This is a genomic window from Streptomyces sp. NPDC045695 (assembly GCF_056432025.1).
Genome location: NZ_JBWKJU010000016.1, coordinates 79,581 through 104,573 on the forward strand (window position 1 = coordinate 79,581; position 24,993 = coordinate 104,573).

Genomic DNA, 24,993 nt, shown 5'->3' on the forward strand with positions numbered 1-24,993 from the left:
GGGGCCATGAGCCAGAGCCTGACGCAGCCGCGGTACACGATCAGCGAGGTCGAGGCCCGGACCGGTCTGACCCAGCACACCCTGCGCTGGTACGAGCGGATCGGCCTGATGCCGCACGTGGACCGCTCGCACTCGGGGCAGCGGCGCTTCACCGACAAGGACCTGGACTGGCTGGCCCTGGTGGGCAAGCTGCGCGCCACCGGGATGTCGGTGGCGGACATGGTCCGCTACGCCGAACTGGTCCGCGAGGGCCGCGAGGGCCGGGACACCGTCGCGGAGCGCCGCGAGCTGCTGGAGCGCACGCGACGCGACGTGCGGGCCCGGATCACCGAGCTCACGGACGCACTGGCCGTTCTGGACTACAAGATCGGCATCTACTCGGGGAAGGCACAGTCATGACGGAAACCACGAGGCTCGAACAGGCCGAACTCGGCAAGGGCGGCCCGCTGGTCGGCGTCCAGGGCCTGGGCTGCATGGGCATGAGCGACTTCTACGGAGACACCGACGAGGTGGCCGCCCGGCAGACCCTGGACGCGGCGCTGGCCGCCGGGGTCACCCTCTTCGACACCGCGGACGTCTACGGGCGGGGCCGCAACGAGGAGTTCCTCGCCCCGTTCGTGGCCGCGCACCGGGACGAGATCACCCTGGCGACGAAGTTCGGCATAGAGCGCAGCGACGACCCCTCGTACCGGGCCATCCGCAACGAGCCGCAGTACCTGCGCCGGGCCGTCGAGGGCAGCCTGCGCCGGCTCGGCGTGGAGGTCATCGACCTGTACTACATGCACCGGCGCGACCCGGCCGTGCCGCTCGCCGAGTCGGTCGGCGCCATGGCGGAGCTGGTGCGGGAGGGGAAGGTGCGCCACCTCGGGCTCAGCGAGGTCACCGGCGCGGAGCTGCGCGAGGCGCACGCCGTGCACCCGATCGCGGCGCTCCAGTCGGAGTGGTCGCTCTTCAGCCGGGACGTGGAGCGCAGCGCGGTGGGCGCGGCGGCCGAGCTGGGCGTGGCCTTCGTCCCCTACTCCCCGCTGGGCCGGGGCTTTTTGACGGGGGCCTTCGCGGACGCCTCCGCGGAGCTGTCGCAGGGCGACTTCCGGCGCCACCAGCCGCGGTTCAGCGGCGACAACGCGAAGGCGAACGGGGCGCTGCTGGCCCCGGTGCGGGAGATCGCCCGGGAGCTGGGGGCGAGCCCGGCGCAGATCGCCCTGGCCTGGGTGCAGCAGCGGGCCCAGGTGCACGGCCTGACGGTGGTCCCGATCCCGGGCACCCGCAAGCCGGAGCGCCTGCGCGAGAACACCGCGGCCACGCGGATCACCCTGACACCGGCGCAGCTGGCCCTGCTGGAACCGATCGCCGCCCGGGTCGCGGGCGACCGCTACCCGGACATGACCTTCACCTCGGTGGTCCGGGAGGTCTGAGCGGCGGCTCGCCCCCTACGCCTCCGCGGTGACCGCCTGCCTACGCCTCCGCGGTGAAACGGTCGTGCAGGGCCGTGTACTCGGCGTCCGTGAGCAGGCCCGCGGTGTGCAGCTCGCTCAGGTGCCGCAGCCGCTCGTCGCCGGAGCGGGCCCGGGGGACCGCGGCGAGCGGTGCGCGGGCCCGTACGGCGGCGAGGACGGCCGCCGCGAAGGGCAGCGACTCGTGCACCGCCCCGTACCCCACGCCGAAGACCGCCGCCGCGAGGTCGTGGTCCGGGCGCGGGTCCCCGACCGCGTCCCGCACCAGCAGCCGCAGGTGGCCGCCCGGGCGCTCGGGGGAGTGCCATTCCACGCCGGTGAGGGCGGAGAGGGGGTAACGCTGGTCGCAGGCCTTCCATTTGGTGCTGGTGGCGCCCGTACGCGACCAGCGGAAGGTGACGGCCGAGCCGTCGAACTCCACCCGGGCGTCGTACGCCTTCAGCTGCACCGGCGGCTGCGGCACGCCGACCAGGAAGCGCGTCGCCGGCTCGGCGGCGTCCGGCCCGAGCCGGGAGCGCAGGGCGTCGGCGAACGCCGCGGCCTGCGGTGCGCGTTCGCGCGGCAGCACCAGCCGGTACGGGTCGCAGTTCTCCTTCAGCTGCCCGGCGGCGGCCTCCATCAGCGGATCCGCGCCCGGCCGGGGCAGGGCACGCAGCACCACCGTGTCCCGCTTCCCGGCGGTCACGGTCACTCCCGACACCGCTTCCAGGGGAATCCGGCGTGCGCCCAGCGCATGAAAGAGCCGCGGCGTCCTCGGCGTTCTCAACCCCCGTGCGAAGCGGATGAGCACCGAGTCCGAGTCGAACTCCCAGACGGCATGGTTTCCGGCCAGTACGTCACCCATGCGCCACATCGTAAAGGGCGCCGCCCCCGCGCGTCCCCCTCGCTGCGGAGTCCTTTTTCGCGCCCCGGGGCCCGTCAGTCCTGGTCTGCCCCGGGGATTTCCCTGCGACATGCGTCGTCGCCGGTCGCGCAGACAATGGAAGCGAAGGTGCCGGTTCCGATCTTGGCGAAGTTCTCCACCGAGTCCGTCCCTGGCGCGAAATAGCCGGTGTGACTCCTGGCCCTCGCCGAGGACAGCAGCCGCGCGCCGAAGTCCGGGGACACCGGGTCGGCGCCGTGGCCCAGCCCGCCGACCTCCAGGTGCGGGACGTCCGCGATCCAGTCGCCCTCGTCCCGCGTGGCCCAGACCCGTGCCGTGGTGTGCAGCCCCTCGACGTTCGAAACGCGCATCCCGGGACTGCCCGCCACCACCACGTCCGTCACCCGGTCCGGCAGCTCGCGCGCGGCGACCCCGCACACCACCGATCCGTAGCTGTGGCAGAACAGCGCCACGTCCGCGTCCCCGGGCAGGGCCACCGTCAGCGACTTCAGCCGGACCGCGCCGTCGAAGGCCAGGCGGCCGGTGGCAGCGTCCATGCCGACCCCGGTGGGAGCGGTGTACCCGGCCCACGCGATCACCGCCGTACGGCTGTCCGGCGCGGCCGCGCGCTCGGCCGCGTACAGGGACTCGGCCATGCCGACGGGCGAGGTCAGGCGGCGCTGGCTGCGCTCGAAGGTCAGCGCGTCGGTGTCGACACCGGGGACGATCACCGAGACCCGGCGGGCCCGGTCGAGGTCGCCGAAGACCTCGGCCACCCGGCCGCCGCCGGTGGGGTCGAAGGCCAGGATCTGGCGGCCGGGGTCCGCGAGCGAGGCGAAGCGGTGCGCACGGCGGGTGGCCAGGGCGCGGTCGGCCGGGGTCAGCGCCACGTCCCGGCTGCGGGCGTCCTCGACCCGGGCGGCCTGCTCCAGGCCGTGCAGGTTGGCCTCGTAGCGGGTCGCGACGGGCGCCCCGTCGAGGTTGCCGACGACGAGGGGGTAGCCCTCCGCGAGCCGGGCGCGCTCGGCGCCGTCCAGGGCGGCGAAGAAACGGGCCACCGTCCGTACGGGGGCGTCCGCGGGCGGCACGGGACGGCCGTCCAGCCGGGCCTCGGCCCAGGCGGCGAGGGCGGTGGCCCGCAGCGGGGTGCCTCCCTCCGGGCGGTGCACGGCCGTCCAGCCGGTCGTCGCCAGCAGCACGAAGACCACCGCCAGCGCGAGCAGGGTGCGCAGGGCGGCAGGGCGCGGGTCGGCGCGGAGGGCATGGGGGTGGGCGAGGCCGGGCACGTTCACTGGAACCAGCCTAGGAGACGCCCTCCGTACCGGGCGCGCCGGGTGACACGCCTCACGCCCGATCGTGGGACGGTGTGAGGCCCGCTGCCGGGCCCCCGGTCAGCTCCCGCGCACCCGGTCGGCGTCGGCGGGCGGGCGCCAGTGCGCGGCCAGCGCGGGGCCGATCCGGTCGAGGTACGCCTCCGTCATCCGCCGGATCGCGGCCACGCTGCCGTCCTCGCCCTGCCCCCAGAGCCGCCCGGTGAGACGTATCACCCCGCAGAACGCGGCGACGGCCACCCGCGGCCGCGGATCGGTGTCCACGTCCAGGCCCTCGCGGGCCGCGATCAGCCGTGAGATCCGCTCCTCCAGCTCGGCGCAGCGGCGCAGGTGCACGGCGAGCAGCGCCGGAGTGGACTCGATCAGCCGGTAGCTGCGCATGTAGAGGTCGACCGGGACCGCCTCGGAGATGGCCTCCTCGACGGTGTCCCAGGCGCCGAGCGCGGCGCCGCGCAGGGCTTCGAGGGGGCCCTCGGCGGCCGGCCGGGCGTGCAGTTCGGCGAGGAAGTGCGATTCGACCAGGTCCTGGACGGCGAAGGCGACCTCCTCCTTGTTGGCGAAGTAGCGGAAGAAGGTGCGCTGGGACACGTCCACGGCGTCGGTGATCTCGTCGACGGTGGTGCGGTCGTACCCCTGGGAGATGAAGAGGAGCAGCGCCGCGCGCAGCAGTGCGCTGCGGGTGCGCCGTTTCTTGCGTTCACGCAGTCCCGCCACCGGCGCGGGCGGCGCCGACCGCTCGTCGGTCCTCACGGGGGGCTCCCTTCTGACGCCGAGTGGGCGGTCAGCGTACCGGTGACGGCCGCCGGGGCGAGCGCGGCGCCGCGCCGTACGCGAAGGACCGGCGGCCCCCTTCGGAGGGCTCGCGGGTCCGCTCGCACATGACACGTTCGGGGCTCCTCCGTCCGGCCGCGCACCCGTGCGCGGGCCGGTGCGGGGCTGGTCCCGGGCCCTGCGGAAGCGTCAACTCCGCACCAGCGGCCGCCCTGCCGGCGGGGCGGGGCCGGGAGGTCGCCTATCCGGGTGGACCCGTCCTGGGCCTCTTCCGCCCGCCCGTCGCCGCAGGTCAGCGTGGTGTCAGCGGAGCCCCGGCAACGGTCCGGGCGCCCGTCGTCCACAAGGAGTTGACCCGTCATGCGTACGTGTAACGCCACCCCCGCCGGCACCGCCAGCGTCAGCACCAGCCGTGTGAACATCACTCGTGTGAGCACGGTCCTGGCCGCGACCGCCCTCGCCCTGAGCGCCCTCATCCCGAGTACGGCCACCACGGCCCACGCGGCGGGCCCGCCGGCCCTCGGGGCCTGCGCGACCGGGCAGTTGTGCCTGTGGGCGAAACCGGACTTCAAGGGCGCCCGGCAGACCCACGAGCTGAGCACCCTGGACGTCAACAGCTGCATCGCGCTGCCCGCCGGGACCACCGCCCAGTCACTGACCAACCGCACCGGGCGCCCGGTGACCACCTACCAGTCGGACGTCTGCGCGGAGACCGGCGAGTTCCAGACCTACCCCGGCGACGGGGTCTGGCTGCCCCAGTCCCCCTACCAGGTGCGGGCCTTCAAGGTGTGGGAGAACTGACCTCCCGCGGCTCCGGGGCCGGCTGCTGTACTGCGGCCGGCACCGGGGCCGACACCGGCGCCGGGGCGCTCGCACCGCCGAGCCGGGCGACCTCGCCGCGCAGCGCCCGCACCTCCTCCTGCAGCTCACGGATGGCCGCCAGCTGAAGCCGTTCCACCTGGTCGTCGCGCTCGAAGCGGGCGATGAACCAGGCGGCGATGTTGGCGGTCACCACACCCAGCAGGGCGATCCCGGACAGCATCAGGCCGACGGCGAGCACCCGGCCGAGACCGGTGGTGGGGGAGTGGTCCCCGTACCCGACCGTCGTCATGGTGGTGAAGGACCACCACACCGCGTCGCCCAGGTTCTTGATGTTCCCCTCGGGGGCGTCGCGCTCCACGCTCAGCACCGCCAGCGAGCCGAACATCAGCAGCCCCACGACGGCCCCGGCCACGTACGTCGTCAGCTGGATCTGCGGAGCCATCCGGGCCCGCCGGCCCACCAGCATCAAGGTGGCGACCAGCCGCAGCAGCCGCAGCGGCTGCACGAGCGGCAGCACCACCGCGGCCAGGTCCAGCCAGTGCGTGCGTACGAAGTGCCGGCGGGCCGGCGCGAGGACCAGCCGCACCACGTAGTCGACGGCGAAGGCACCCCACACCACCCACTCCACGTAGGTGCAGGCCCGGTCCACGTCCGCACGCGCGTCGGGCAGGACGATCGGCACGGCGTACGCCACGGCGAAGGCGAGGGCGAGGACGAGCAGCGGGGTCTGGCTCCGCCGCTCCCACAGCAGCTGGCGGGACGGTTCCTTCATGCCCGCATCGTAAGGAACGCGTAAGGGGCGCCGGGACGGGTGTGTCCTGGCGCCCCCACGTAAGGGTGACGGTTACGCGTCGCCGCCCGCCGGGCCCGGGTCCGCCGCCGCGACGTCCAGCAGCTGGTACCGGTCGACGGCCTGCTTCAGCACCGAACGGTCGATCCGGCCGGTCTTCGCGAGCTCGGTGAGCGTCGCCAGGACCACCGACTGCGCGTCGATGTGGAAGTAGCGCCGGGCCGCACCGCGCGTGTCCGCGAAGCCGAAACCGTCCGCGCCCAGCGAGGTGTACGGGCCGGGCACCCACCGCGAGATCTGGTCCGGCACCGCCCGCATCCAGTCCGAGACCGCCACGAACGGCCCCTCGCCGCCCGACAGCTTGCGCGTCACGTACGGGACGCGCTGCTCCTCGTCCGGGTGCAGCAGGTTGTGCCGCTCCACCTCGACGGCCTCGCGCCGCAGCTCGTTCCAGGAGGTCGCCGACCAGACGTCCGCCCGCACGTCCCAGTCCTCGGCGAGGATCCGCTGCGCCTCCAGCGCCCACGGCACCGCCACACCCGAGGCCAGGAGCTGCGCCCCGATGGAACCCGCGGTGCCCTGCGACACCCGGTGCACGCCCTTGAGGATGCCGTCCACGTCGACGTCCGCGGGCTCGGCCGGGTGCTGGATCGGCTCGTTGTAGACCGTCAGGTAGTAGAAGACGTCCTCCGCCTCGGGCCCGTACATCCGCCGCAGACCGTCCTTGACGATGTGCGCGATCTCGTAGCCGTAGGCCGGGTCGTACGCCACGCAGCCCGGGTTGGTCGAGGCCAGCAGCTGCGAGTGACCGTCGGCGTGCTGGAGGCCCTCACCCGTGAGGGTGGTCCGTCCCGCGGTCGCGCCGAGGACGAAACCGCGCGCCAGCTGGTCGGCCATCTGCCAGAACTGGTCACCGGTGCGCTGGAAACCGAACATCGAGTAGAAGACGTAGACCGGGATCAGCGGCTCGCCGTGCGTCGCGTACGCCGAACCGGCGGCGATCAGCGAGGCCGTGCAGCCCGCCTCCGAGATGCCGTCGTGCAGCATCTGGCCGGTCGGCGACTCCTTGTACGCGAGCAGCAGGTCGCGGTCGACCGCCTCGTACTGCTGTCCGAGCGGGTTGTAGATCTTGGCGCTCGGGAAGAAGGCGTCCATGCCGAAGGTGCGGTACTCGTCGGGCGCGATCAACACGAAGCGCTTGCCGATCTCCTTGTCCCGCATCAGGTCCTTCAGGATGCGGACGAAGGCCATCGTGGTGGCGATCGACTGCTGGCCCGAGCCCTTCTTGGCGGCCGCGTACGCCGCGTCGTCCGGCAGCTGCAGCGGCTTGGCGCGCACCACACGGGTCGGCACGTAGCCGCCGTGCGCGTTGCGCTGGTCGTGCATGTACTGGATCTCGGGCGAATTGCGGCCCGGGTGGTAGTACGGCGGCGCGCCGCTCTCCAGCTGGGCGTCCGTGATCGGGATGTGCAGGCGGTCGCGGAAGCGCTTGAGGTCGTCGACCGTCAGCTTCTTCATCTGGTGCGTCGCGTTGCGGCCCTCGAAGTTCGGGCCGAGCGTCCAGCCCTTGACCGTCTGCGCCAGGATCACCGTCGGCTGGCCCTTGTGGGCCTTGGCCGCCGCGTAGGCCGCGTAGACCTTCTTGTGGTCGTGCCCGCCGCGGCCCAGGTGCTGGATCTGGTAGTCGGTCATGTTCTCGACCATCGCGCGCAGCCGCTGGTCGCCGCCGAAGAAGTGCTCACGGATGTACGCGCCCGACTCGGTGGCGTACGTCTGGAACTGTCCGTCCGGGGTCGAGTTCATCTTGTTGACCAGGATGCCGTCGCGGTCCTGCGCCAGCAGCGGGTCCCAGGAGCGGTCCCAGATCAGCTTGATGACGTTCCAGCCGGCCCCGCGGAAGATCGACTCCAGCTCCTGGATGATCTTGCCGTTGCCGCGCACCGGGCCGTCGAGGCGCTGGAGGTTGCAGTTCACGACGAAGGTCAGGTTGTCCAGGCCCTCGCGCGCGGCGATGGACAGCTGGCCGAGCGACTCCGGCTCGTCCATCTCGCCGTCGCCCAGATACGCCCAAACGTGGGACTTGGAGGTGTCCGCGATCCCGCGCGCCTCCATGTACCGGTTCATCCGGGCCTGGTAGATCGCACCGAGCGGGCCCAGGCCCATCGAGACGGTCGGGAACTCCCAGAAGTCGGGCATCAGCCGCGGGTGCGGGTAGCTGGAGAGGCCGTAGGGGGCCTTCGACTTCTCCTGGCGGAACGCGTCGAGCTGCTGCTCGGAGAGCCGGTCCAGGAGGTACGCGCGGGCGTAGATACCGGGGGAGGCGTGCCCCTGGAAGAAGATCTGGTCGCCGCCGTCGCCCTCGTCCTTGCCCCGGAAGAAGTGGTTGAAGCCCACGTCGTAGAGGGAGGCGGAGGAGGCGAAGGTGGCGATGTGGCCGCCGACCCCGATCCCGGGACGCTGGGCGCGCGAGACCATGACGGCCGCGTTCCACCGGGTGGCGTTGAGGACCTTGCGCTCGATCTCCTCGTTGCCGGGGAAGAACGGCTCGTCCTTGGTGGCGATCGTGTTGACGTAGTCCGTGCTGCGCATCTCGGGGACGGCCACGCGCTTCTCGCGGGCCCGCTCGATCAGCCGCAGCATCAGGTAGCGGGCGCGCTCACGGCCCCGCTCGTCGACCGCGGCGTCCAGGGAGTCGAGCCACTCCTGCGTCTCCTCGGGATCGAAGTCCGGGACCTGACTCGGGAGGCCGCCAATGATGATCGGATTGCGATCGGATGCGGAAGCCACGCTGTTCCTTCGCTGTCGGGGGAGTCGTGCTGTACCCGTGTCTGGGGGGGGCGCCGCCTCCCATGGTCTTACGCTCGGCCGAAATCGTCATCTTTACCACCGGGTAATCCCTGGAGCGACAGGGAACTCATGGGGAGGACGACGGGGATCGGTGGCGGTCGCGGCCACTTCGCCACCTTACGCCGAAGCCGGCCGGCCCCCTCCGCCGGGCGGTCCGTCCCTCAAACAGGTAGGAATGCCGTGAAGCGTCGCCGATGATGCCAAGCGAGCTGGAATGGTGTGGGATGAATCACCAGAGGTCCACACGGGAAGGCTGAAAGTTGCGGCGAGACGGCCGCAATCGTCACCGTTTCGACGGTCTCGGCGGCCGGGTACTTGCGCGATCCGCCCCGCCCGTGTGGACTACGCCCAATGCTGCGCGTACGCGCGCCGCCCGAAGACATTCACCGAACATGAGCAGGAGGCACCCCGTGAGCGCGACCGCGGACCACGCGGAGAGCCTGGCCGCCCGGCTGGGTTTCCAGTCCGAACAGGTGGTCCAGGAGATCGGCTACGACGACGACGTCGATCAGGAATTCCGTGAGTCCATTCAGGACCACATCAGCAACGACCTCGTCGACGAGGAGTACGACGACGTTGCCGACGCGGTGCTGCTCTGGTTCCGGGAGGAAGACGGCGATCTGACTGACACGCTGGTCGACGCCACAGAGCTGGTCGAGGACGGCGCACTGATCCTGCTGCTGACCCCCAAGACGGGCCGCCCCGGCTACGTCGAGGCCAGCGACATCAGCGAGGCCGCCGAGACCGCCGGCCTTTCGCAGACCAGGAGCATCAGTGTCGGCAAGGAGTGGGCCGCCACCAAGCTGGTGACGCCCAAGACCGCCGCCAAGTCCAAGCGCTGAGCCGCGCCCGCTGCCGAGCGGACACGCTTCCACACCCCGCCGACCAGGTGACACCGGTCGGCGGGGTGTGTGCGTTCCCCGCACCGGGCGGCCCCTAGGCTTTGCCTCACCCGAACAGCCCCATGCACGGATGCAGCGACGAAGGGATGCGAGAGATGGCGATCGAGGTCGGCGACAAGGCCCCGGACTTCGAGCTCAAGGACAACCACGGCGCGACCGTGCGGCTCTCCGACTTCCGGGGGGAGAAGGCAGTGGTGCTGCTCTTCTACCCGTTCGCCTTCACCGGCGTCTGCACCGGCGAGCTCTGCGAGCTGCGCGACCAGCTGCCGCGCTTCCAGAACGACGACGTGCAGCTCCTCGCGGTCTCCAACGACTCCGTTCCGACCCTGCGGGTCTTCGGGGAGCAGGAGAGCCTGGACTACCCGCTGCTGTCGGACTTCTGGCCGCACGGCGAGACCTCCCGCGCGTACGGCGTCTTCGACGAGGACAAGGGCTGCGCGGTCCGCGGCACCTTCATCATCGACAAGGACGGCGTGGTGCGCTGGACTGTCGTCAACGGACTGCCCGACGCGCGTGACCTGAACGAGTACATCAAGGCGCTCGACAGCCTCTGAAAACCCCCTGTGGGGCGGGAACCCGTCACTAGGATCGAAACGTTGATCCCATTGCAACCGCACGACGGGGCACTGCCCCACACAGAACCCAATGGAGGACCCGTGGGAGTCAGCCTCAGCAAGGGCGGCAACGTCTCGCTGACCAAGGCCGCACCTAACCTGACGGCGGTCATCGTCGGTCTGGGCTGGGACGCTCGCACCACCACCGGTGTCGATTTCGACCTCGACGCCAGCGCGATCCTGACCAACGACCAGGGCAAGGTCGCCAGCGACGCGAACTTCGTCTTCTTCAACAACCTGAAGAGCCCCGACGGCTCGGTGGAGCACACCGGTGACAACACCACCGGTGAGGGCGAGGGCGACGACGAGGCGATCAAGGTCAACCTCGCCGGTGTCCCGGCCGACGTCGCCAAGATCGTCTTCCCGGTCTCGATCTACGAGGCCGAGAGCCGCCAGCAGAGCTTCGGCCAGGTCCGCAACGCGTACATCCGCGTCGTGAACCAGGCCGACAACACCGAGCTCGCCCGCTACGACCTCTCCGAGGACGCCTCGACCGAGACCGCCATGGTCTTCGGCGAGCTCTACCGCAACGGCGCGGAGTGGAAGTTCCGCGCCATCGGCCAGGGCTACGCCTCGGGCCTGCGCGGCATCGCGCAGGACTTCGGCGTCAACGTCTGAGCCTGAGCGCAGTTCATCCGTCCGGCGCCGTGCACTGTGTGTACGGCGCCGGACCGGCTTTGCCACCACACACCGTCGTCCGGGGAGGACCACAACATGGGCGTCACACTCGCCAAGGGGGGCAATGTCTCCCTGTCCAAGGCCGCACCGAACCTCACCAGGGTTCTGATCGGTCTCGGATGGGACGCGCGCTCGACCACCGGGGCCGACTTCGACCTCGACGCCAGCGCACTGCTGTGCAACAGCGGCCGGGTGCTGGGGGACGAGTACTTCGTCTTCTACAACAACCTCAAGAGCCCCGAGGGCTCCGTCGAACACACGGGGGACAACCTCACCGGCGAGGGTGACGGGGACGACGAGTCGATCATCATCGACCTCACCAAGGTGCCGGAGCGCGTGGACAAGATCGTCTTCCCGGTCTCGATCCACGAGGCGGACTCCCGCCGGCAGAGCTTCGGCCAGGTCAGCAACGCCTTCATCCGGGTGGTCAACCAGGCGGACGGCCAGGAGCTGGCCCGCTACGACCTCTCCGAGGACGCCTCCAGCGAGACCGCGATGATCTTCGGCGAGGTCTACCGGTACGGCGGCGAGTGGAAGTTCCGGGCCGTGGGGCAGGGGTACGCGTCGGGGCTCCGGGGCATCGCTCTAGACTTCGGGGTCAACGTTTCGTAAAGCCGTACAACACGATGGGGTGCCAGTGGTTCTCAAAACCTTCGGCTGGTCGTTCGCAGTCACTGCGCTCGGTCTGGTCGCAGCGGTGTTCTACGGGGGGTGGCCCGCATTCGGGATCGTGGCGATCCTGTCCGTCCTCGAGATCTCGCTGTCCTTCGACAACGCGGTGGTCAACGCCGGAATCCTGAAGAAGATGAATGCCTTCTGGCAGAAGATCTTCCTCACGGTCGGCGTGCTCATCGCCGTCTTCGGCATGCGACTGGTCTTCCCCGTCGTGATCGTCGCGATCAGCGCCAAGATCGGGCCCATTGAGGCCGTCGATCTGGCGATGACCGACAAGGACATGTACAAGCAGCTCGTCACGGACGCCCACCCGGCCATCGCGGCCTTCGGCGGAATGTTCCTGCTGATGATCTTCCTCGACTTCATCTTCGAGGACCGCGACATCAAGTGGCTCGCCTGGCTCGAGCGTCCGCTCGCCAAGCTCGGCAAGATCGACATGCTGTCCGCGTGCATCGCCCTGATCGTCCTGGTCGTCACCGCGATGACCTTCGCCACCCATGCACACCAGCACGGTGGCGCCCATGTGGACAAGGCGCAGACCGTCCTCATCTCCGGCGTCCTCGGCCTGATCACCTACATGGTCGTCGGTGGCCTCTCCGGCTACTTCGAGAACAAGCTGGAGGAAGAGGAGGAGGCCGAGTACGAGGCCGAGGAGGAGGCCAAGAAGAGCGGCAAGCCCGTCTCGGCCGTGGCCATGGCCGGCAAGGCGGCCTTCTTCATGTTCCTCTACCTCGAAGTCCTCGACGCCTCCTTCTCCTTCGACGGGGTCATCGGCGCCTTCGCCATCACCAACGACATCGTGCTCATGGCCCTCGGCCTCGGCATCGGTGCCATGTACGTCCGGTCGCTGACGGTCTACCTGGTCCGCCAGGGCACCCTCGACGACTACGTCTACCTGGAGCACGGCGCGCACTACGCCATCGGCGCGCTCGCCGTGATCCTGCTCGTCACCATCCAGCACGAGATCAACGAGATCATCACCGGTCTCGTCGGCGTGGTGCTCATCGCGTGGTCCTTCTGGTCCTCCGTGCGCCGCAACAAGCGCCTGGAACTGGAGGGTTCCGCCGCCGAGGCATGACCGCGGCGCTAATGCGGAACGCTCCACTTGCGGGGCGGCCGGAAGGGTCCTCGGACCCGGGGGCCGCCCCGCTTCCGTATGCGGGCAAGAGGGGATCAGGGGGGTAGGGGATGGGATTCTTCGACGGCATTCTGGGCAGCCGGGCCGTTCAGTTCCAGTCGGGCAGCGCCTCGTCGAACGCGATCGAGCTGACCAAGCGACATTCGACGCTGTCGCTCACCAAACAGGGGGCCGTGCACGGCAATCTGCGCGTCAACCTGTCCTGGCGCATGCGCACCTCGGACATCGGCGGCCGCTCCGGCCAGAGCGGCCAGCTCCTGCGGCACCCGTTCAAGCTGTTCAAACCCGACATGGTGCAGGCGCACACCCAGGGCATGGTCAACGTCGACCTCGACATGGGCTGTCTGTACGAGCTGACCGACGGCACGCGCGGCGCCGTACAGCCGCTGGGCAACCTGCTGGGCGACCTCAACGACCCGCCGTTCGTCAAGCTCAGCGGGGACGACCGGTTCGGCTCGGGGTCCGGGGAGACCCTGTACATCAACCTCGACCACGCCGACGACATCAAGCGGCTGCTCGTCTTCGTCTACATCTACGACCAGACCCCGGCCTTCGACCGGACGCACGCCATGGTGACCCTGTACCCGGTCACCGGGCCGCGGATAGAGATCCCGCTGGACGAGCGGCAGCCGGAGGCCCGCTCCTGCGCGGTCGTGTCCCTGGAGAAGGTCAAGGGCGAGCTCGTCGTGCGGCGCGAGGTGAAGTTCGTCTACGGGTTCCAGGCGGAGCTCGACCGGCTGTACGGCTGGGGGCTCCAGTGGGGGCGGGGCTACAAGAGCAGCAAGAGCTGACCACGGCCCCCGGCGAAAAGGCCCCCGGCGGACCCCTGCCGGGAGCCCCGCCGGGGCCGTGCCGTCAGTGGCGGACGAACTGCGGGCCCTGCACCGGCAGCCGGAAGGCCGGATCGCCGCCCGGGCCCGGTACCGGCGCCGGGGACACCGGCTGCGGGTACCCGTAGGCGGGCGGGACGGCCGGCGGGGCCTGGGTGGGCGGAGCAGGCGGGGCCATCGCCGCCGTCTGCTCGGCGGTGGGACCGGTCGCCGGCGCGGCCGGGGCCTCGGCGGGGCTCTCGCCCGCGTTCTCGTCGACGGAGATCCCGTGGTCGGTCGCCAGACCCACCAGCCCGTTGGAGTAGCCCTCACCGAGCGCGCGGAACTTCCACCCCTCGCCCCTGCGGTACAGCTCCCCGCAGATCAGCGCCGTCTCGGCGCCGGTCTCGGGCCGTACGTCGAAGTAGGCCAGCGGTTCGGAGCCGCCGGTCGCGGTGGCGTCGTAGAGCAGGATCCGCAGGTCGTGGACCTGCTGGAAGGGGACGTCCTCGGCCGAGGCGACCACCAGGATCCGGTCGACCCCCGGCGTCACCGCGCGCAGGTCCGCCTGGACGGCGTCGGTGACGGCGTCGCCGAGCTGCTTCTTGCCGAGCCGCCACACGGCTCCGGAGGGGTGGCGGGGCTGGTTGTAGAAGACGAAGTCCTCGTCCGAACGCACCCGGCCGTCCGGGCCCACCAGGAGCGCGGAGGCGTCCACGTCCGGCACCTCGGGGCCGCCGGTCCAGCGCAGCACCGCCCGGACCGCCACGGCGGCCACCGGGATGTTCGAGCCCTTCTGCATCGCGTGCGTCATGCCCGTCATCCTGCCCTCCCGGAGTGGAGCGGGACAATGCGGCCCCCCGTAAGGCCTTGTCTCGAACGCGAGACCTGGGCATGGTGCAAGAGGGTTACCTGAACTTCATGTGCTTGAGGAACTCTTGACTCACGTTCGTACGTACTATTACCGGCCATGCCAGTTGGGCCGCCGAGGCAGTACGGGGGAAGCACATGCGTCACTTTGGGCACGTATCGCCCACGGTCCGTAAGGACCTCTTCCACCAGGAACCGGCGGAGTTCACCGGCGCTTCACCGGCCCGCATCCTCGCCGCGGCGCTCGGAGCCACCCTCTACAGCCCGGCCACCCGCCCCACGCTCGCCCGCGACATCCGCAAGCAGGCCGGCCGCGGGGTCGTGTCCATGGTCCTCTGCCTGGAGGATTCCATCAGCGACGCCGATGTCGCCGGGGCCGAGGAGAACCTCGTCCGGCAGTTCGCCGAGCTCGAAGCGGGCGGGGCGGAGCACCCCCTGCTGTTCATCCGCGTCCGCACGCCCGAGCAGATCCCCGATCTGGTGCGGCGCCTCGGCCGGTCCGTGAGCCGATTGGCCGGATTCGTACTTCCGAAGTTCGACGAGAGGCGCGGCATCGCCTTCCTCGACGCCGTCGCCGAGGCGGAGGCCGCGAGCGGGCAGCCCCGCCTGTACGCCATGCCCGTCCTGGAGACCCCCGAGCTGCTCCACCTCGAAACCCGCGTCGAAGCCCTCGCCGGCATCTCCCGCACGGTCAACCAGTACCGCGACCGGGTCCTGGCGCTGCGGCTCGGCGTGACCGACTTCTGCTCGGCCTACGGCCTGCGGCGCACCCCCGACATGACCGCCTACGACGTCCAGATCGTGGCCGGTGTGATCGCGGACGTCGTCAACGTCCTCAGCCGGGCCGACGGCACCGGATTCACGGTCACCGGACCGGTGTGGGAGTACTTCCGCAGCCAGCAGCGCCTCTTCAAGCCCCAGCTGCGCCGCAGCCCCTTCCTGGAGGAGGGCGTGGAGGAACTGCGCACGGCGCTCATAGAGCACGACCTGGACGGGCTGCTGCGCGAGATCGAACTCGACCGGGCCAACGGGCTGCTCGGCAAGACCTGCATCCACCCGGCACACGTCACCCCCGTGCACGCGCTGTCGGTGGTCTCCCACGAGGAGTTCTGCGACGCCCAGGACATCCTGCGGCCCGAACGCGACGGCGGCGGCGTGATGCGGTCTGCTTATACGAACAAGATGAACGAGGTGAAGCCCCACCGGGCCTGGGCGGAGCGCACGATGCTGCGCGCCGAGGTCTTCGGCGTGGCGAAGGAGGAGGTCGGCTTCGTCGACCTCCTCACGGCCGGGCTCCAGGTGTGAGCGGGCCGGTGACGACGAGGGAAGGCAAGAAGATCGACACGGTGTGGTCGGGAACGTGGGTCGCGGACCGCCTGGGCGTCCGGCTGGAGGACGCCGAGGGGACTCCGGGCGGCCCGAGGCTGACCGAACTCCTCGGACTGGCTCTGCGGCGCAACCCCAAGCGGGCGCACCTGCTGGTCTCGCAGGTGCTGGGCAAGCACGTCCCGCAGTCCCCACGGACGGTGTACGCCGCCGGGTACGGGCTCGGCGAGCGCGTGCGGGCGCTGCTCGGCGACGAGGCGGCCGCCTCGGCGGTGGTCCTCGGCTACGCCGAGACCGCCACCGGGCTCGGCCACTGCGTGGCCGACGGCCTGGGAGCCGCCCCCTACCTGCACTCCACCCGCCGGCCCGTGCCGGGCGTGCGGCCCGCGGGCGGCTTCGAGGAGGCCCACTCGCACGCCACCTCGCACCTGCTGCTGCCCGAGGACCCGCAGCTGCTCGCGGGCGGCGGCCCGCTCGTGCTCGTCGACGACGAGTTCTCCACGGGCAACACGGTCCTGAACACCATCCGCGACCTGCACGCCCGCCACGCGCGCGCGCACTACGTGGTCGTCGCCCTCGTCGACATGCGCTCCCCGGCCGACCGCGACCGGCTCACCGCCTTCGCCGCCGAGATCGGCGCGCGGGTGGACCTCATAGCCCTGGCCAGCGGCACGGTCCACCTCCCGGAGGGCGTCCTGGCCAAGGGCCGGGCCCTGGTGGAGGAACATGAGGCCGGGCAGAACCGGCCTGCGGCGGGGGAGGACCAGCCGACGGCCGGGCAGGACCAGCCGGCGGCCGGGCAGGACCAGACCGCGGCCGGGCAGGAGCAGCCCGCGCCGGCGCAGGACCCGCCGCTGCGGCCCGCGGGGAGCGAGGTCCCGGACGGAACGGCCTCCGGCCCGGCGCACGAGCCGCGGCCGACGCCGCGCGTCACGCTGGACTGGCCCGCCGGTGTCCCCGACGGCGGCCGCCACGGCTTCACCACGGCCCACCGCACCCGGCTGGAAGCCGCCCTCCCCGCCCTCACCGCCCAGCTGACCGCCGCGCTCGGCGCACGGCCCGGACGGATCCTCGTACTGGGCAACGAAGAGCTGATGTACGCGCCGCTGCGCCTCGCCAAGGCCCTGGAGGAGGCCGGCGCGGGCGACGAGGTCCGCTTCTCGACCACCACCCGCTCGCCGGTGCTGGCCGTGGACGACCCCGGCTACGCCATCCGCACCCGCCTCGTCTTCCCCGCCCACGACGCCCCGGCCGACGGCCCCGGCGACCGGTACGCCTACAACGTCGCGGGCGCGGGCTTCGACACCGTCATCGCCGTCGTCGACTCGGCCGGCGACACCCCCGACCTGCGCAGCGGGCTGCTCGACGCCCTCGCCCCGCACACCGGCCGCGTCGTGCTGGCCGTCGTCCCGTCGTACATACCCGAGCGGCAGGAGCCGATCATGCCCGAGCCCCTGCCCGAGCCCCTGCGCGGCCCCGCCTTCTCCTCGTACGCCCCCGAGGACGTCGGCTGGCTGCTCCAGGACCTCTCCGCCGTCGAGCTGGAGGCTCCGACCGAGGAGCGCGAGGAGGCCATCCAGGCGGGCGGCGCGCACTACGCCGAGTCCCTGCCCGTCGAATACCAGCCGTCCCCGCAGTACCAGGAGCTCTACCGCAGCGCGCTGACCGCCTCCGCCGCCCGCATGGCCCGCGCCGTCGGCACGGTCACCGAGACCGTCCTCGCCGAGCGCTCCCCCTCCCCGGTGCTGGTCTCCCTGGCCCGCGCCGGCACCCCCGTGGGCGTCCTGATGCGCCGCTGGGCCCGGGCCCGGCACGGCCTGGACCTCCCGCACTACGCCGTCTCCATCGTGCGCGGCCGCGGCATCGACGCCAACGCCCTGCGCTGGCTCGCCGCCCACCACGACCCGGCCGACGTCGTCTTCGTCGACGGCTGGACCGGCAAGGGCGCCATCACCCGCGAACTGCGCGACGCCCTCGCCGCATTCGACGGCTTCAACCCGGAGATCGTGGTCCTCGCCGACCCGGGCTCGTGCGTGGAGACCTACGGCACCCGTGAGGACTTCCTGATCCCCTCCGCCTGTCTCAATTCCACCGTGTCCGGACTCATCTCGCGTACGGTTCTGAGGTCCGACCTGGTCGGCCCCGCCGACTTCCACGGCGCGAAGTTCTACCGCGAGCTCGCCGGAGCGGACGTCTCCGTCGAGTTCGTCGACACCGTCGCCGCCCACTTCGACGAGGTCGCGGACGCCGTCGCCGAAGAGGTCAAGGAACTGCTCGCGGCCGACCGCACACCGACCTGGGAGGGCTGGGCGGCGGTCGAGCGGATCAGCGAGGAGTACGGCATCCACGACGTGAACCTCGTCAAGCCCGGCGTCGGCGAGACCACCCGCGTCCTGCTGCGCCGGGTGCCGTGGAAGATCCTGGCGCAGCGTGGCGCCGGGGCCGACCTGGACCACGTACGGCTGCTCGCCGAGCAGCGCGGGGTGCCGGTCGAAGAGGTCGACGGGCTCCCCTACACGTGCGTAGGGCTCATCCACCCCCGATTCACGCGCGGCGCCACCGGCGCCGACGGAAAGGCTGTGGCCTCGAAGTGACTGTCCTCCTAGCCAGTGATCTCGACCGTACGCTCATCTACTCGGCGGCCGCCCTCGGGCTGACCATGCCCGACCCGCTGGCCCCGCGGCTGCTGTGCGTCGAGGTCCACGAGAGCAAGCCGCTGTCCTATATGACGGAGACGGCGGCGGGCCTGCTGGCGGCGCTCACCGAGGACCCCTCGGTCGTCTTCGTCCCCACCACCACCCGTACCCGCAAGCAGTACCAGCGGATCCGCTTCCCCGGCCGCCCGGCCCCGTACGCGATCTGCGCGAACGGCGGCCAGCTGCTGGTCGACGGGGTGCCCGACCGGGACTGGCGGCGCGCGGTGGCGGGGCGGCTCGCGGAGGAGTGCGCGCCCCTGGAGGAGGTCCACCGGCACCTGCTGGCCGTGGCCGACCCGCAGTGGCTGCGCAAGGCACGGCTGGCGGAGGACCTGTTCGCGTACCTCGTCGTCGAGCGGGCCCTGGTCCCCGACGAATGGCTCAAGGCGCTGACCGAGTGGGCCGGGGCCCGCGGCTGGACGGTCTCGCTCCAGGGCCGGAAGATCTACGCCGTCCCGCGCCCGCTCACCAAGAGCGCGGCGATGCACGAGGTGGCCCGGCGTACGGGAGCGACCACGACCCTCGCCGCTGGCGACTCGCTGCTGGACGCGGACCTGCTGCTGGCGGCGGACGCGGCCTGGCGGCCGGGCCACGGCGAACTGGCCGACGCGCAGTGGACGGCGCCGACGGTGACCGCCCTGACGGCGGCGGGGGTCCTGGCAGGTGAGGAAATCATCCGCGCGTTCGGCCGTTCGGTTGCGAGACTGACGGCATGACCAAGGGCAACAGCACCAAGATCACGGACGAGCTCTACCAGTACATGCTCGACCACAACCCCCCGCTGGACAAGATCCAGCAGGAGCTGGTCGAGACGACCTACGCCACCTTCCCGGACGTCGCCGGCATGCAGTCGGCGCAGGAGCAGGGTCCGCTGCTGGCCTTCCTCGTCCGGCTGACCGGCGCCCGCCACATCGTGGAGGTCGGCACCTTCACAGGCTTCTCCTCCCTGTCGATGGCCCAGGCGCTGCCCGCGGACGGCCGCCTCATCACCTGCGATGTCTCCGAGGAGTGGACGGCGTACGGCCGCGAGGCCTGGCGGGCGGCGGGTGTCGCGGACCGCATCGAGCTGCGCATCGCACCCGCCCTGGACACCCTGCGGGCGATGCCGGCCGAACCGCACATCGACATGGCCTACATCGACGCCGACAAGGAGAACCAGATCGCCTACTGGGAGGAGCTCGTCCCCCGGATGCGCCCCGGCGGCCTGATCGTCACGGACAACACGCTGTTCCACGGCACGGTCCTCGACGAGTCGGCCACGGGCTCGGCGGCGGGCGTCCGCGCCTTCAACGACCACGTCTCGGCGGACCCGCGCATGGACTCGGTGCTGCTGGCGATCTCGGACGGCCTGACGCTTTCGCGCAGGCGGGCGTGAGGCTTTCGCGGGGGTGCGCCTGAGGCTTTCGCGCGGGCTCGCCTGAGGGCCTGACGGCCCGACGGCCTGACGCTTTCGCGCAGCCCGCCTGAGGCCCGTACGGCTGTCAGCCGCAGCCGCCTCCACCGCAACAGCCCCCGCCGCCCGCCGGCCGGGCGGGCGCGGGGGCACTGCTGGTCCCGCCCACCGCGACGGCGGACAGCAGCTTGACGGTGTCGGCGTGCCCGGCGGGGCAGTCGGCGGGGGCGGAGGACTCGGCCATGGGACGGCTGACCTCGAAGGTGTCGTCACAGGTCCGGCAGCGGAATTCGTAGCGAGGCATGCGCACAGGCTACGCAGCCGAGCGGCCCGGCGACTACGCCCGCCCCACCCCTCTGCGAACCCGCTGCTCCCGGGCCGCCTGCTCGGGGTGTCGGGCGCGCCAGTACGGATTGTCGTGCGGCAGGGCGCTGCCCACCCGCCCGTACATCCCGAACCACATCAGCATCACGCCGACGACGAAGCTGAACAGCACGTTCTGGATCCGGAACGCCAGGAAGTTGAAGCTGCTGTCCAGCAGGGCGAGATTGACGAACCCGCTCAGGATGAAGGCCACCCCGAGCACGATGTTCAGGGTGGAGGCGAAGGTCTTGCCGATCACCATCCCGATGAACAGCAGCGCCCCGATACAGATCGACAGGACGCTCAGCGCACCGTTGGTGTTCAGGGCGAGCACCGTGTCCCCGCCCGTGTCGAAGAACCCGATCCGGTCGATGAGCCCCAGGACGCCGAAGGCGACCAGCAGCAGCCCGGTCAGGCCGGCGCCGACCCGGTAGACCTTGCTGAGCTTGTGATCGGCGGGCAGGTGCTCGTCGAGCCGGGCGTTGACGGGATGCAGCATGCGCTGCAGGTATCCGGGGGAGACCTCCTGCGGCGGGTGGGTCGCCGCATGCGGCTCATGGGGCATGAACGGCGCGTAGTGCTCGTGGGGCTCGGTGCACCCGTAGAGCGCGTGCGGCACGTAGGAGGCGTGCGGTACGGGAGGCGGCGCCTGCGGCGTACGGCGCGCACGCGGCCTGTGGAAGATCCTGGACGTGTGGGACGTGTGGGACGTGTGGGCTGCCATACCGCCCTCCTCTGCTCCGTCTCCGGCTGTCCGCCAGCGGAACTCCGTACGCGAAACCCCATGGCCGGAACCCCGTACGCGTCCGCCCCCGGAACCTCCAGCATCCGCCGATGCCCAGCCCCCGACAACTCCGGTCTCACCGCGCGGCTGGTTGCCGGGCGAGTGCGCCCTCATCCTGTGGCTGGTTGTCCGGCGATTGCGCCCTCACCCTGCGGCTGGTTGTCCGGCGAGTGCGCCCTCACTACGCGACCGGTTGTCCGGCGACTGCGCACCCCTCACCCCGCGGCTCGTTCCCCGGCCACCCCGCCCTCACCCTGCGGCGCGTTGACCCCGGATGTCGGCCACCACCCGCGCCACGGCCACCCGTACCTCCTCCATCTCCTGGAGGAAATGCCAGTAGTCGGGGTGCCGCCCCTCCAGGGCCTCCCGCGCCCGGCCCACCCGCGCCACGGCCTCGTCCAGAGGCCGTGCGTGCCGCGGATCGGGCACACTGCGCCCCGCCATGGCCAGGCGCTGCGCATCCCGGATCGCGAACCGGGTCCGGTCCACCTCCGCCTGCGGGTCCCGCGCCACGGCCTCCAGCCGCGTCAGCCGGTCCTGCGCCGCCGACACCGCCTCGTCCGTGGCCTCCAGCGCCCCGCGGACCGCCTCGATCAGCGTCCCCACGTCGCCCCAGCGCTGCTCGTCCCGCGCCCGGCCCGCCTCGAACAGCCGGTCCTCGGCCTCGGCGACGTCCCGTATCGCCTGATCCGGTACGTGCTGAAGGTCCTGCCAGCACGCGGCCGTGAACCTCCTGCGCAGCTCGCTCAGCACGGGATCCACCCGGTCTGCCCGGTTGCGCAACGCCTGCGCGCGGGTGCGCAGGCTCACCAGCCGCCGGTCGATCTCGGCCGCCCGCTCCGGCAGCCGCGCCGCCTCGGCCCGTATCGCCTCTGCGTCCCGCAGGATCCGGTCGGCACGCTGCACGGTCTCCTGAACCCCGTGCTGGGCCGCGCCCTGGTTCAGCTTGGTCAGCTCCGGCCCCAGCGCGGCCAGCCGCGCCGCCAGATCATCGGCCCGCATCCCCTTGGCCCGTACGGCGTCCAGCGCCTCACTGGCCGCGATCAGCGCGGCCCTGGCCCGCTCCCGGGCCGGCGCGACCCGCGCGAGCTGTGTCTCGGCCTTGTCCAGCAGCGGCTGCAGCCCCTGCGCGAACCGCTCCAGCTCCCCCCGCACCCGCACCAGCTCATCGCGCGCCCGGGTCAGCTGCTCGCGCGCCCGCGTGGCAACGGCCCCGTCCAGCTCGGGCCGGTCCAGGTCGTGCGCGTCGACCGCCTCGATGTAGTGATGGCTGACCTCGTCGATCCGCCGCCCCAGCGCCGCGAACCCCTCGACCGCCTGCCGCCCCGCCGCCGACCCGTCTGCGGCGGCGATCGTCTCGATGGAGATCCGCAGATCCCGCTGCGCCGTGTCCAGCTCGTAGAACGCGGCGGCGGCGGCATCCTTCGCCGCCTGCGCATCCGCCCGCCGACTCTCGTCCCGCCCACCGAACCACCGCCGGGATGCCGTCGTCACAATCCCTCTCCCGTGCCGCGTCCGCAAAGCCCCGGTCCATTGTCCCCCACGGGAACGGGTTTGCGTGGGTGGTGTGCCCGCCATGTAGGCTGTCCACTCATCCACGGGTGCGTAGCTCAGGGGTAGAGCGCTGCTCTTACAAAGCAGATGTCGGCGGTTCGAAACCGTCCGCGCCCACCAGCGAAAAGGCCCCCCGCCGATCAAGGCGGGGGGCCTTTTGCATCCAGTTGGCGGAAGGACGCAGAAGGTCGTTCATCCAGTGGGGTGCACCACCTTGTGTGCCCTCCCGAGCCGTCTTGGGGCCGGGGAAGGGCGCTCGTTGGTGACCAACGTTGACAACTGGTGGCGGCTTGGCCGCAGGTCGGCGGGCTGGTCTGCTACTCAGCGATTAGGCGGCGCGTGGCCTGGCCAGCGGGAGGAGTGGTTCGTGGTGGTGCCAAACGAGGTAGCGGTCGTCGCGCAGTTCTGCCGAGCCCCACTCGACCCGCATCACGCCTTGTTCGACCGAGCAGGCGTACGCCACGATGACTAGCCGCAGTTCTGGTGGGAGGAGCGCTACGTCCGGATGAATGTGTTGCTCGTCGAGCTCCTCCAGGTCGAGGTCGAGCTTCAGTTGCATCGGCTCCGGGCCGTGACGTCGGATCAGGTCCGCGCGGGGGCCGTAGGCCTTGGCGAGGCGCGCGGCCGTGACCGGGACATCCCTCTTCGCGTAGAGAATCGGCAGGATGGCGTGGGTGCCGATGACCATCACCGTCCTGCCCTGTATGCGTAGGGAGGATGAGCCGTCGAATGGTGCCAGGCCGGCGGCAAGCGTCTCGTACTGTGCCGCGTGGAGACCATGGCCGTACGCTTCTTTGGTCTGCGTGCGGACTTGCTCATGAGCGTGGCGAGCCCTGGAGTGGGCTTCCACGAGGCAGGCCGGGATTGTCTTGGCCAGCTGGCTTGCCACGGCTCCGAAGGTCTCTATGGCCCAAGGCGTCACTGAAGTCACTCTGTGTAGCCCTCCCCCTGCGTGTGAGAACGCGAGCTGATCGTGCCCACGGTGAAGGCGCTGGGTGGGACGTGCAAGAGGGCAGCAGGAGGGCACGGGCGCACAGGCCGCGCATGGGCAGTGGCTGACATCCATGGCCGACAGCAACGATGGCAGACGCCTGCAGCTTCCGATGAACTCCGGGGGGAGCCAAAGCCGCGGCGGGGCGAGTCGCGCCCGACTTCCGGGCGAGCTTACAAAGCAGATGTGGCGGTTCGAAACCGTGCGCGCCCACCGGTCGGAAATAGCAGGGGAGAGCTTGTTTCGGCCCCTCAGTCGCGATCGACTGAGGAGCCTTCTTCTGTCTGCGAATCCACTAAGAGGCCACTTTTCCTCGGGAGTTGCCTCAGGAGCAGGGCCGGCGCGCTTTCCACGCGCGCCAGAAGTGCGCCGCTCGACATCCTGAGGCCAGGGAGTAGCCTCGGCCGGAAGGGGGCCGGCCGGGGCTGGAGTGGACTAACTCTCCTTAGGCTCCGCTACGACGAACCGCGCACGGGCGGAGGCCTTTGGGGGCTCGGCTCCTGGTTGGCCTGCACCCATTGCATCGTCTCGACGAGGTCCGCGTACCGGGGATCGATCCACTCATTCATGCGCGGAGCCTACGCCTCAGCCCTTGAGCGTCGGATGATGGCGATCGGCCCCTCCGGGCCATAGTGCTGGCAGTCGCCGCGACGGTGACCGTGGTGCCGGTCGGCCCGGCTCCAGGTGACGGCATTGAGCGGTCCCGTCGACCCGCCGCCGACAACGGCCGGGTCACAGGCCCGTGGAGTCCCGCCCGTTGTTGTCGGTCACGAGATGTTCATCGTGCCGGCGGTTTGCGAGCAGACCGGGTGGCCGGCCTCTCGTCGCCTCGGCGCAGGCAGGGCGCGAGGAGTGTCCTGGCACAGGGAGGCTTCGTGAACTGCGGTCTCTGGAGCGGGAGATGTGGCCTTGGCGCGATGCCAGGGTAGGCGGGGTCTTGTTGAGGTCCTGGTGCCCGTTGATGAGGGGAGCTGACATGGGCGTTGCGAAGCCGTTGACGCACGAGGAGATCGCTGAGGGGCTGGCCGAGCTGCCGGGGTGGGAGCAGCAGGGCGACGCGATCGTCCGGACGTACCCCATCGGGTATCACGCTGCGGTGGCTGCGATCGTGACGATCGCGGACCGGTCACGGCGGATCCGGCATCACGCGGATCTGGATCTGCGCAGCGACAGTTTGCGTGCCTCGATCACGACGCACGACGCGGGGAACCGGCTGAGCGCCGCGGACTTCGACTTGGCGCACCGCATCGACGAGATCGTGGCCGCGCACCAGGCGATTCCGCTGGACTGAGCCCGTGCGTACGCGGAGGCGGCCGGCGGCTG

Annotated in this window: 24 protein-coding genes and 1 tRNA gene; 15 read left to right on the forward strand and 10 right to left on the reverse strand. The window is 71.1% G+C overall.

Annotated features, from left to right (window positions below; genetic code table 11):
* The first annotated feature begins 6 nt into the window (after nucleotides 1–6).
* Together AC07DU_RS24780 and AC07DU_RS24785 are read left to right on the forward strand one after the other, a co-directional pair.
* Nucleotides 7–399, forward strand: a complete 393-nt coding sequence (locus AC07DU_RS24780) for a MerR family transcriptional regulator (protein ID WP_360899145.1) — start codon at nucleotides 7–9, stop codon at nucleotides 397–399.
* Nucleotides 396–1,415, forward strand: coding sequence for an aldo/keto reductase (locus tag AC07DU_RS24785; RefSeq protein WP_479034603.1), 1,020 nt, complete (start codon nucleotides 396–398; stop codon nucleotides 1,413–1,415). The genes AC07DU_RS24780 and AC07DU_RS24785 overlap by 4 nt, the downstream gene beginning before the upstream one ends.
* A gap of 40 nt (nucleotides 1,416–1,455) precedes the next feature.
* Here the strand turns inward: AC07DU_RS24785 and AC07DU_RS24790 are convergent, their stop codons facing one another.
* From AC07DU_RS24790 to AC07DU_RS24800, 3 genes are all read right to left on the reverse strand, one after another.
* A complete protein-coding gene (locus AC07DU_RS24790) occupies nucleotides 1,456–2,298 on the reverse strand; it encodes a DUF4429 domain-containing protein (protein ID WP_360899139.1) in 843 nt (280 codons plus the stop codon).
* A 74-nt stretch (nucleotides 2,299–2,372) separates the two neighbouring features.
* Nucleotides 2,373–3,602 carry an alpha/beta hydrolase gene (locus tag AC07DU_RS24795; protein WP_479113705.1) on the reverse strand — a complete coding sequence of 410 codons (1,230 nt, stop codon included), beginning with the start codon at nucleotides 3,600–3,602 and terminating at the stop codon, nucleotides 2,373–2,375.
* A gap of 105 nt (nucleotides 3,603–3,707) precedes the next feature.
* Entirely contained in the window at nucleotides 3,708–4,397 is a 690-nt protein-coding gene (locus tag AC07DU_RS24800) for a TetR/AcrR family transcriptional regulator (protein WP_479034600.1), read from the reverse strand.
* Nucleotides 4,398–4,778: 381 nt separating this feature from the next.
* Here AC07DU_RS24800 and AC07DU_RS24805 point away from each other — a divergent pair, with 381 nt between their 5' ends.
* Nucleotides 4,779–5,219 (forward strand): peptidase inhibitor family I36 protein, encoded by a 441-nt coding sequence (locus AC07DU_RS24805; RefSeq protein WP_479034597.1) that lies wholly within the window; start codon nucleotides 4,779–4,781, stop codon nucleotides 5,217–5,219.
* Here AC07DU_RS24805 and AC07DU_RS24810 read toward each other — a convergent pair.
* Nucleotides 5,200–6,012, reverse strand: a complete 813-nt coding sequence (locus AC07DU_RS24810; RefSeq protein WP_479113632.1) for a potassium channel family protein — start codon at nucleotides 6,010–6,012, stop codon at nucleotides 5,200–5,202. The two genes, AC07DU_RS24805 and AC07DU_RS24810, sit on opposite strands and share 20 nt — an antisense overlap.
* Before the next feature lie 72 nt (nucleotides 6,013–6,084).
* Complete coding sequence (gene aceE, locus AC07DU_RS24815; RefSeq protein WP_360899127.1) at nucleotides 6,085–8,817, reverse strand: pyruvate dehydrogenase (acetyl-transferring), homodimeric type; 2,733 nt, start codon at nucleotides 8,815–8,817, stop codon at nucleotides 6,085–6,087.
* A 470-nt stretch (nucleotides 8,818–9,287) separates the two neighbouring features.
* On the opposite strand from aceE, the gene AC07DU_RS24820 reads away from it, so the two are divergent.
* The 6 genes from AC07DU_RS24820 to AC07DU_RS24845 all read left to right on the forward strand — a co-directional run bounded on the left by AC07DU_RS24820 (nucleotide 9,288) and on the right by AC07DU_RS24845 (nucleotide 13,675).
* Nucleotides 9,288–9,719: a DUF3052 domain-containing protein gene (locus tag AC07DU_RS24820; protein ID WP_030711344.1), complete on the forward strand. Its 432-nt coding sequence runs from the start codon at nucleotides 9,288–9,290 to the stop codon at nucleotides 9,717–9,719.
* 155 nt (nucleotides 9,720–9,874) lie between these two features.
* Nucleotides 9,875–10,333 carry a peroxiredoxin gene (locus tag AC07DU_RS24825; protein WP_360899123.1) on the forward strand — a complete coding sequence of 153 codons (459 nt, stop codon included), beginning with the start codon at nucleotides 9,875–9,877 and terminating at the stop codon, nucleotides 10,331–10,333.
* Between the two features lie 102 nt (nucleotides 10,334–10,435).
* A complete protein-coding gene (locus tag AC07DU_RS24830; RefSeq protein ID WP_008739115.1) occupies nucleotides 10,436–11,011 on the forward strand; it encodes a TerD family protein in 576 nt (191 codons plus the stop codon).
* A 96-nt stretch (nucleotides 11,012–11,107) separates the two neighbouring features.
* On the forward strand, nucleotides 11,108–11,683 hold the full coding sequence (locus AC07DU_RS24835) for a TerD family protein (protein ID WP_069920148.1): 576 nt from the start codon (nucleotides 11,108–11,110) through the stop codon (nucleotides 11,681–11,683).
* A 25-nt stretch (nucleotides 11,684–11,708) separates the two neighbouring features.
* Nucleotides 11,709–12,824, forward strand: coding sequence for a DUF475 domain-containing protein (locus tag AC07DU_RS24840; RefSeq protein WP_479113634.1), 1,116 nt, complete (start codon nucleotides 11,709–11,711; stop codon nucleotides 12,822–12,824).
* Between the two features lie 110 nt (nucleotides 12,825–12,934).
* A complete protein-coding gene (locus tag AC07DU_RS24845; RefSeq protein WP_360899115.1) occupies nucleotides 12,935–13,675 on the forward strand; it encodes a TerD family protein in 741 nt (246 codons plus the stop codon).
* Nucleotides 13,676–13,739: 64 nt separating this feature from the next.
* On the opposite strand, the gene AC07DU_RS24850 is transcribed toward AC07DU_RS24845, so the two are convergent.
* Nucleotides 13,740–14,507: a TerD family protein gene (locus AC07DU_RS24850; RefSeq protein WP_479113636.1), complete on the reverse strand. Its 768-nt coding sequence runs from the start codon at nucleotides 14,505–14,507 to the stop codon at nucleotides 13,740–13,742.
* 194 nt (nucleotides 14,508–14,701) lie between these two features.
* Between AC07DU_RS24850 and AC07DU_RS24855 the strand changes: the two genes are divergently transcribed.
* Genes AC07DU_RS24855 through AC07DU_RS24870 form a run of 4 tightly spaced genes read left to right on the forward strand, consistent with a single transcriptional unit; the run spans nucleotide 14,702 to nucleotide 19,960 of the window.
* Entirely contained in the window at nucleotides 14,702–15,868 is a 1,167-nt protein-coding gene (locus AC07DU_RS24855) for an HpcH/HpaI aldolase/citrate lyase family protein (protein ID WP_479113638.1), read from the forward strand.
* Nucleotides 15,869–15,900: 32 nt separating this feature from the next.
* Complete coding sequence (locus AC07DU_RS24860; RefSeq protein WP_479113707.1) at nucleotides 15,901–18,483, forward strand: phosphoribosyltransferase; 2,583 nt, start codon at nucleotides 15,901–15,903, stop codon at nucleotides 18,481–18,483.
* Nucleotides 18,480–19,301 (forward strand): HAD family hydrolase, encoded by an 822-nt coding sequence (locus AC07DU_RS24865; protein ID WP_360899106.1) that lies wholly within the window; start codon nucleotides 18,480–18,482, stop codon nucleotides 19,299–19,301. Before AC07DU_RS24860 ends, AC07DU_RS24865 begins: the two co-directional genes overlap by 4 nt.
* On the forward strand, nucleotides 19,298–19,960 hold the full coding sequence (locus AC07DU_RS24870; RefSeq protein ID WP_479034580.1) for an O-methyltransferase: 663 nt from the start codon (nucleotides 19,298–19,300) through the stop codon (nucleotides 19,958–19,960). Before AC07DU_RS24865 ends, AC07DU_RS24870 begins: the two co-directional genes overlap by 4 nt.
* Nucleotides 19,961–20,066: 106 nt before the next feature.
* Here AC07DU_RS24870 and AC07DU_RS24875 read toward each other — a convergent pair whose 3' ends face one another.
* The 3 genes from AC07DU_RS24875 to AC07DU_RS24885 all read right to left on the reverse strand — a co-directional run bounded on the left by AC07DU_RS24875 (nucleotide 20,067) and on the right by AC07DU_RS24885 (nucleotide 22,703).
* Entirely contained in the window at nucleotides 20,067–20,282 is a 216-nt protein-coding gene (locus AC07DU_RS24875; RefSeq protein ID WP_453286528.1) for an FmdB family zinc ribbon protein, read from the reverse strand.
* Between the two features lie 33 nt (nucleotides 20,283–20,315).
* A complete protein-coding gene (locus AC07DU_RS24880) occupies nucleotides 20,316–20,840 on the reverse strand; it encodes a DUF4383 domain-containing protein (protein ID WP_453373265.1) in 525 nt (174 codons plus the stop codon).
* A gap of 534 nt (nucleotides 20,841–21,374) precedes the next feature.
* Nucleotides 21,375–22,703 carry a hypothetical protein gene (locus tag AC07DU_RS24885; RefSeq protein WP_479113709.1) on the reverse strand — a complete coding sequence of 443 codons (1,329 nt, stop codon included), beginning with the start codon at nucleotides 22,701–22,703 and terminating at the stop codon, nucleotides 21,375–21,377.
* A gap of 21 nt (nucleotides 22,704–22,724) precedes the next feature.
* Between AC07DU_RS24885 and AC07DU_RS24890 the strand changes: the two genes are divergently transcribed.
* A tRNA-Val gene (locus AC07DU_RS24890) sits at nucleotides 22,725–22,799 on the forward strand.
* Between the two features lie 208 nt (nucleotides 22,800–23,007).
* Here AC07DU_RS24890 and AC07DU_RS24895 read toward each other — a convergent pair.
* Nucleotides 23,008–23,568 carry a hypothetical protein gene (locus AC07DU_RS24895; protein WP_479113641.1) on the reverse strand — a complete coding sequence of 187 codons (561 nt, stop codon included), beginning with the start codon at nucleotides 23,566–23,568 and terminating at the stop codon, nucleotides 23,008–23,010.
* A gap of 1,078 nt (nucleotides 23,569–24,646) precedes the next feature.
* Between AC07DU_RS24895 and AC07DU_RS24900 the strand changes: the two genes are divergently transcribed.
* Nucleotides 24,647–24,961 (forward strand): 4a-hydroxytetrahydrobiopterin dehydratase, encoded by a 315-nt coding sequence (locus AC07DU_RS24900; RefSeq protein WP_453373220.1) that lies wholly within the window; start codon nucleotides 24,647–24,649, stop codon nucleotides 24,959–24,961.
* Nucleotides 24,962–24,993: the final 32 nt, after the last annotated feature.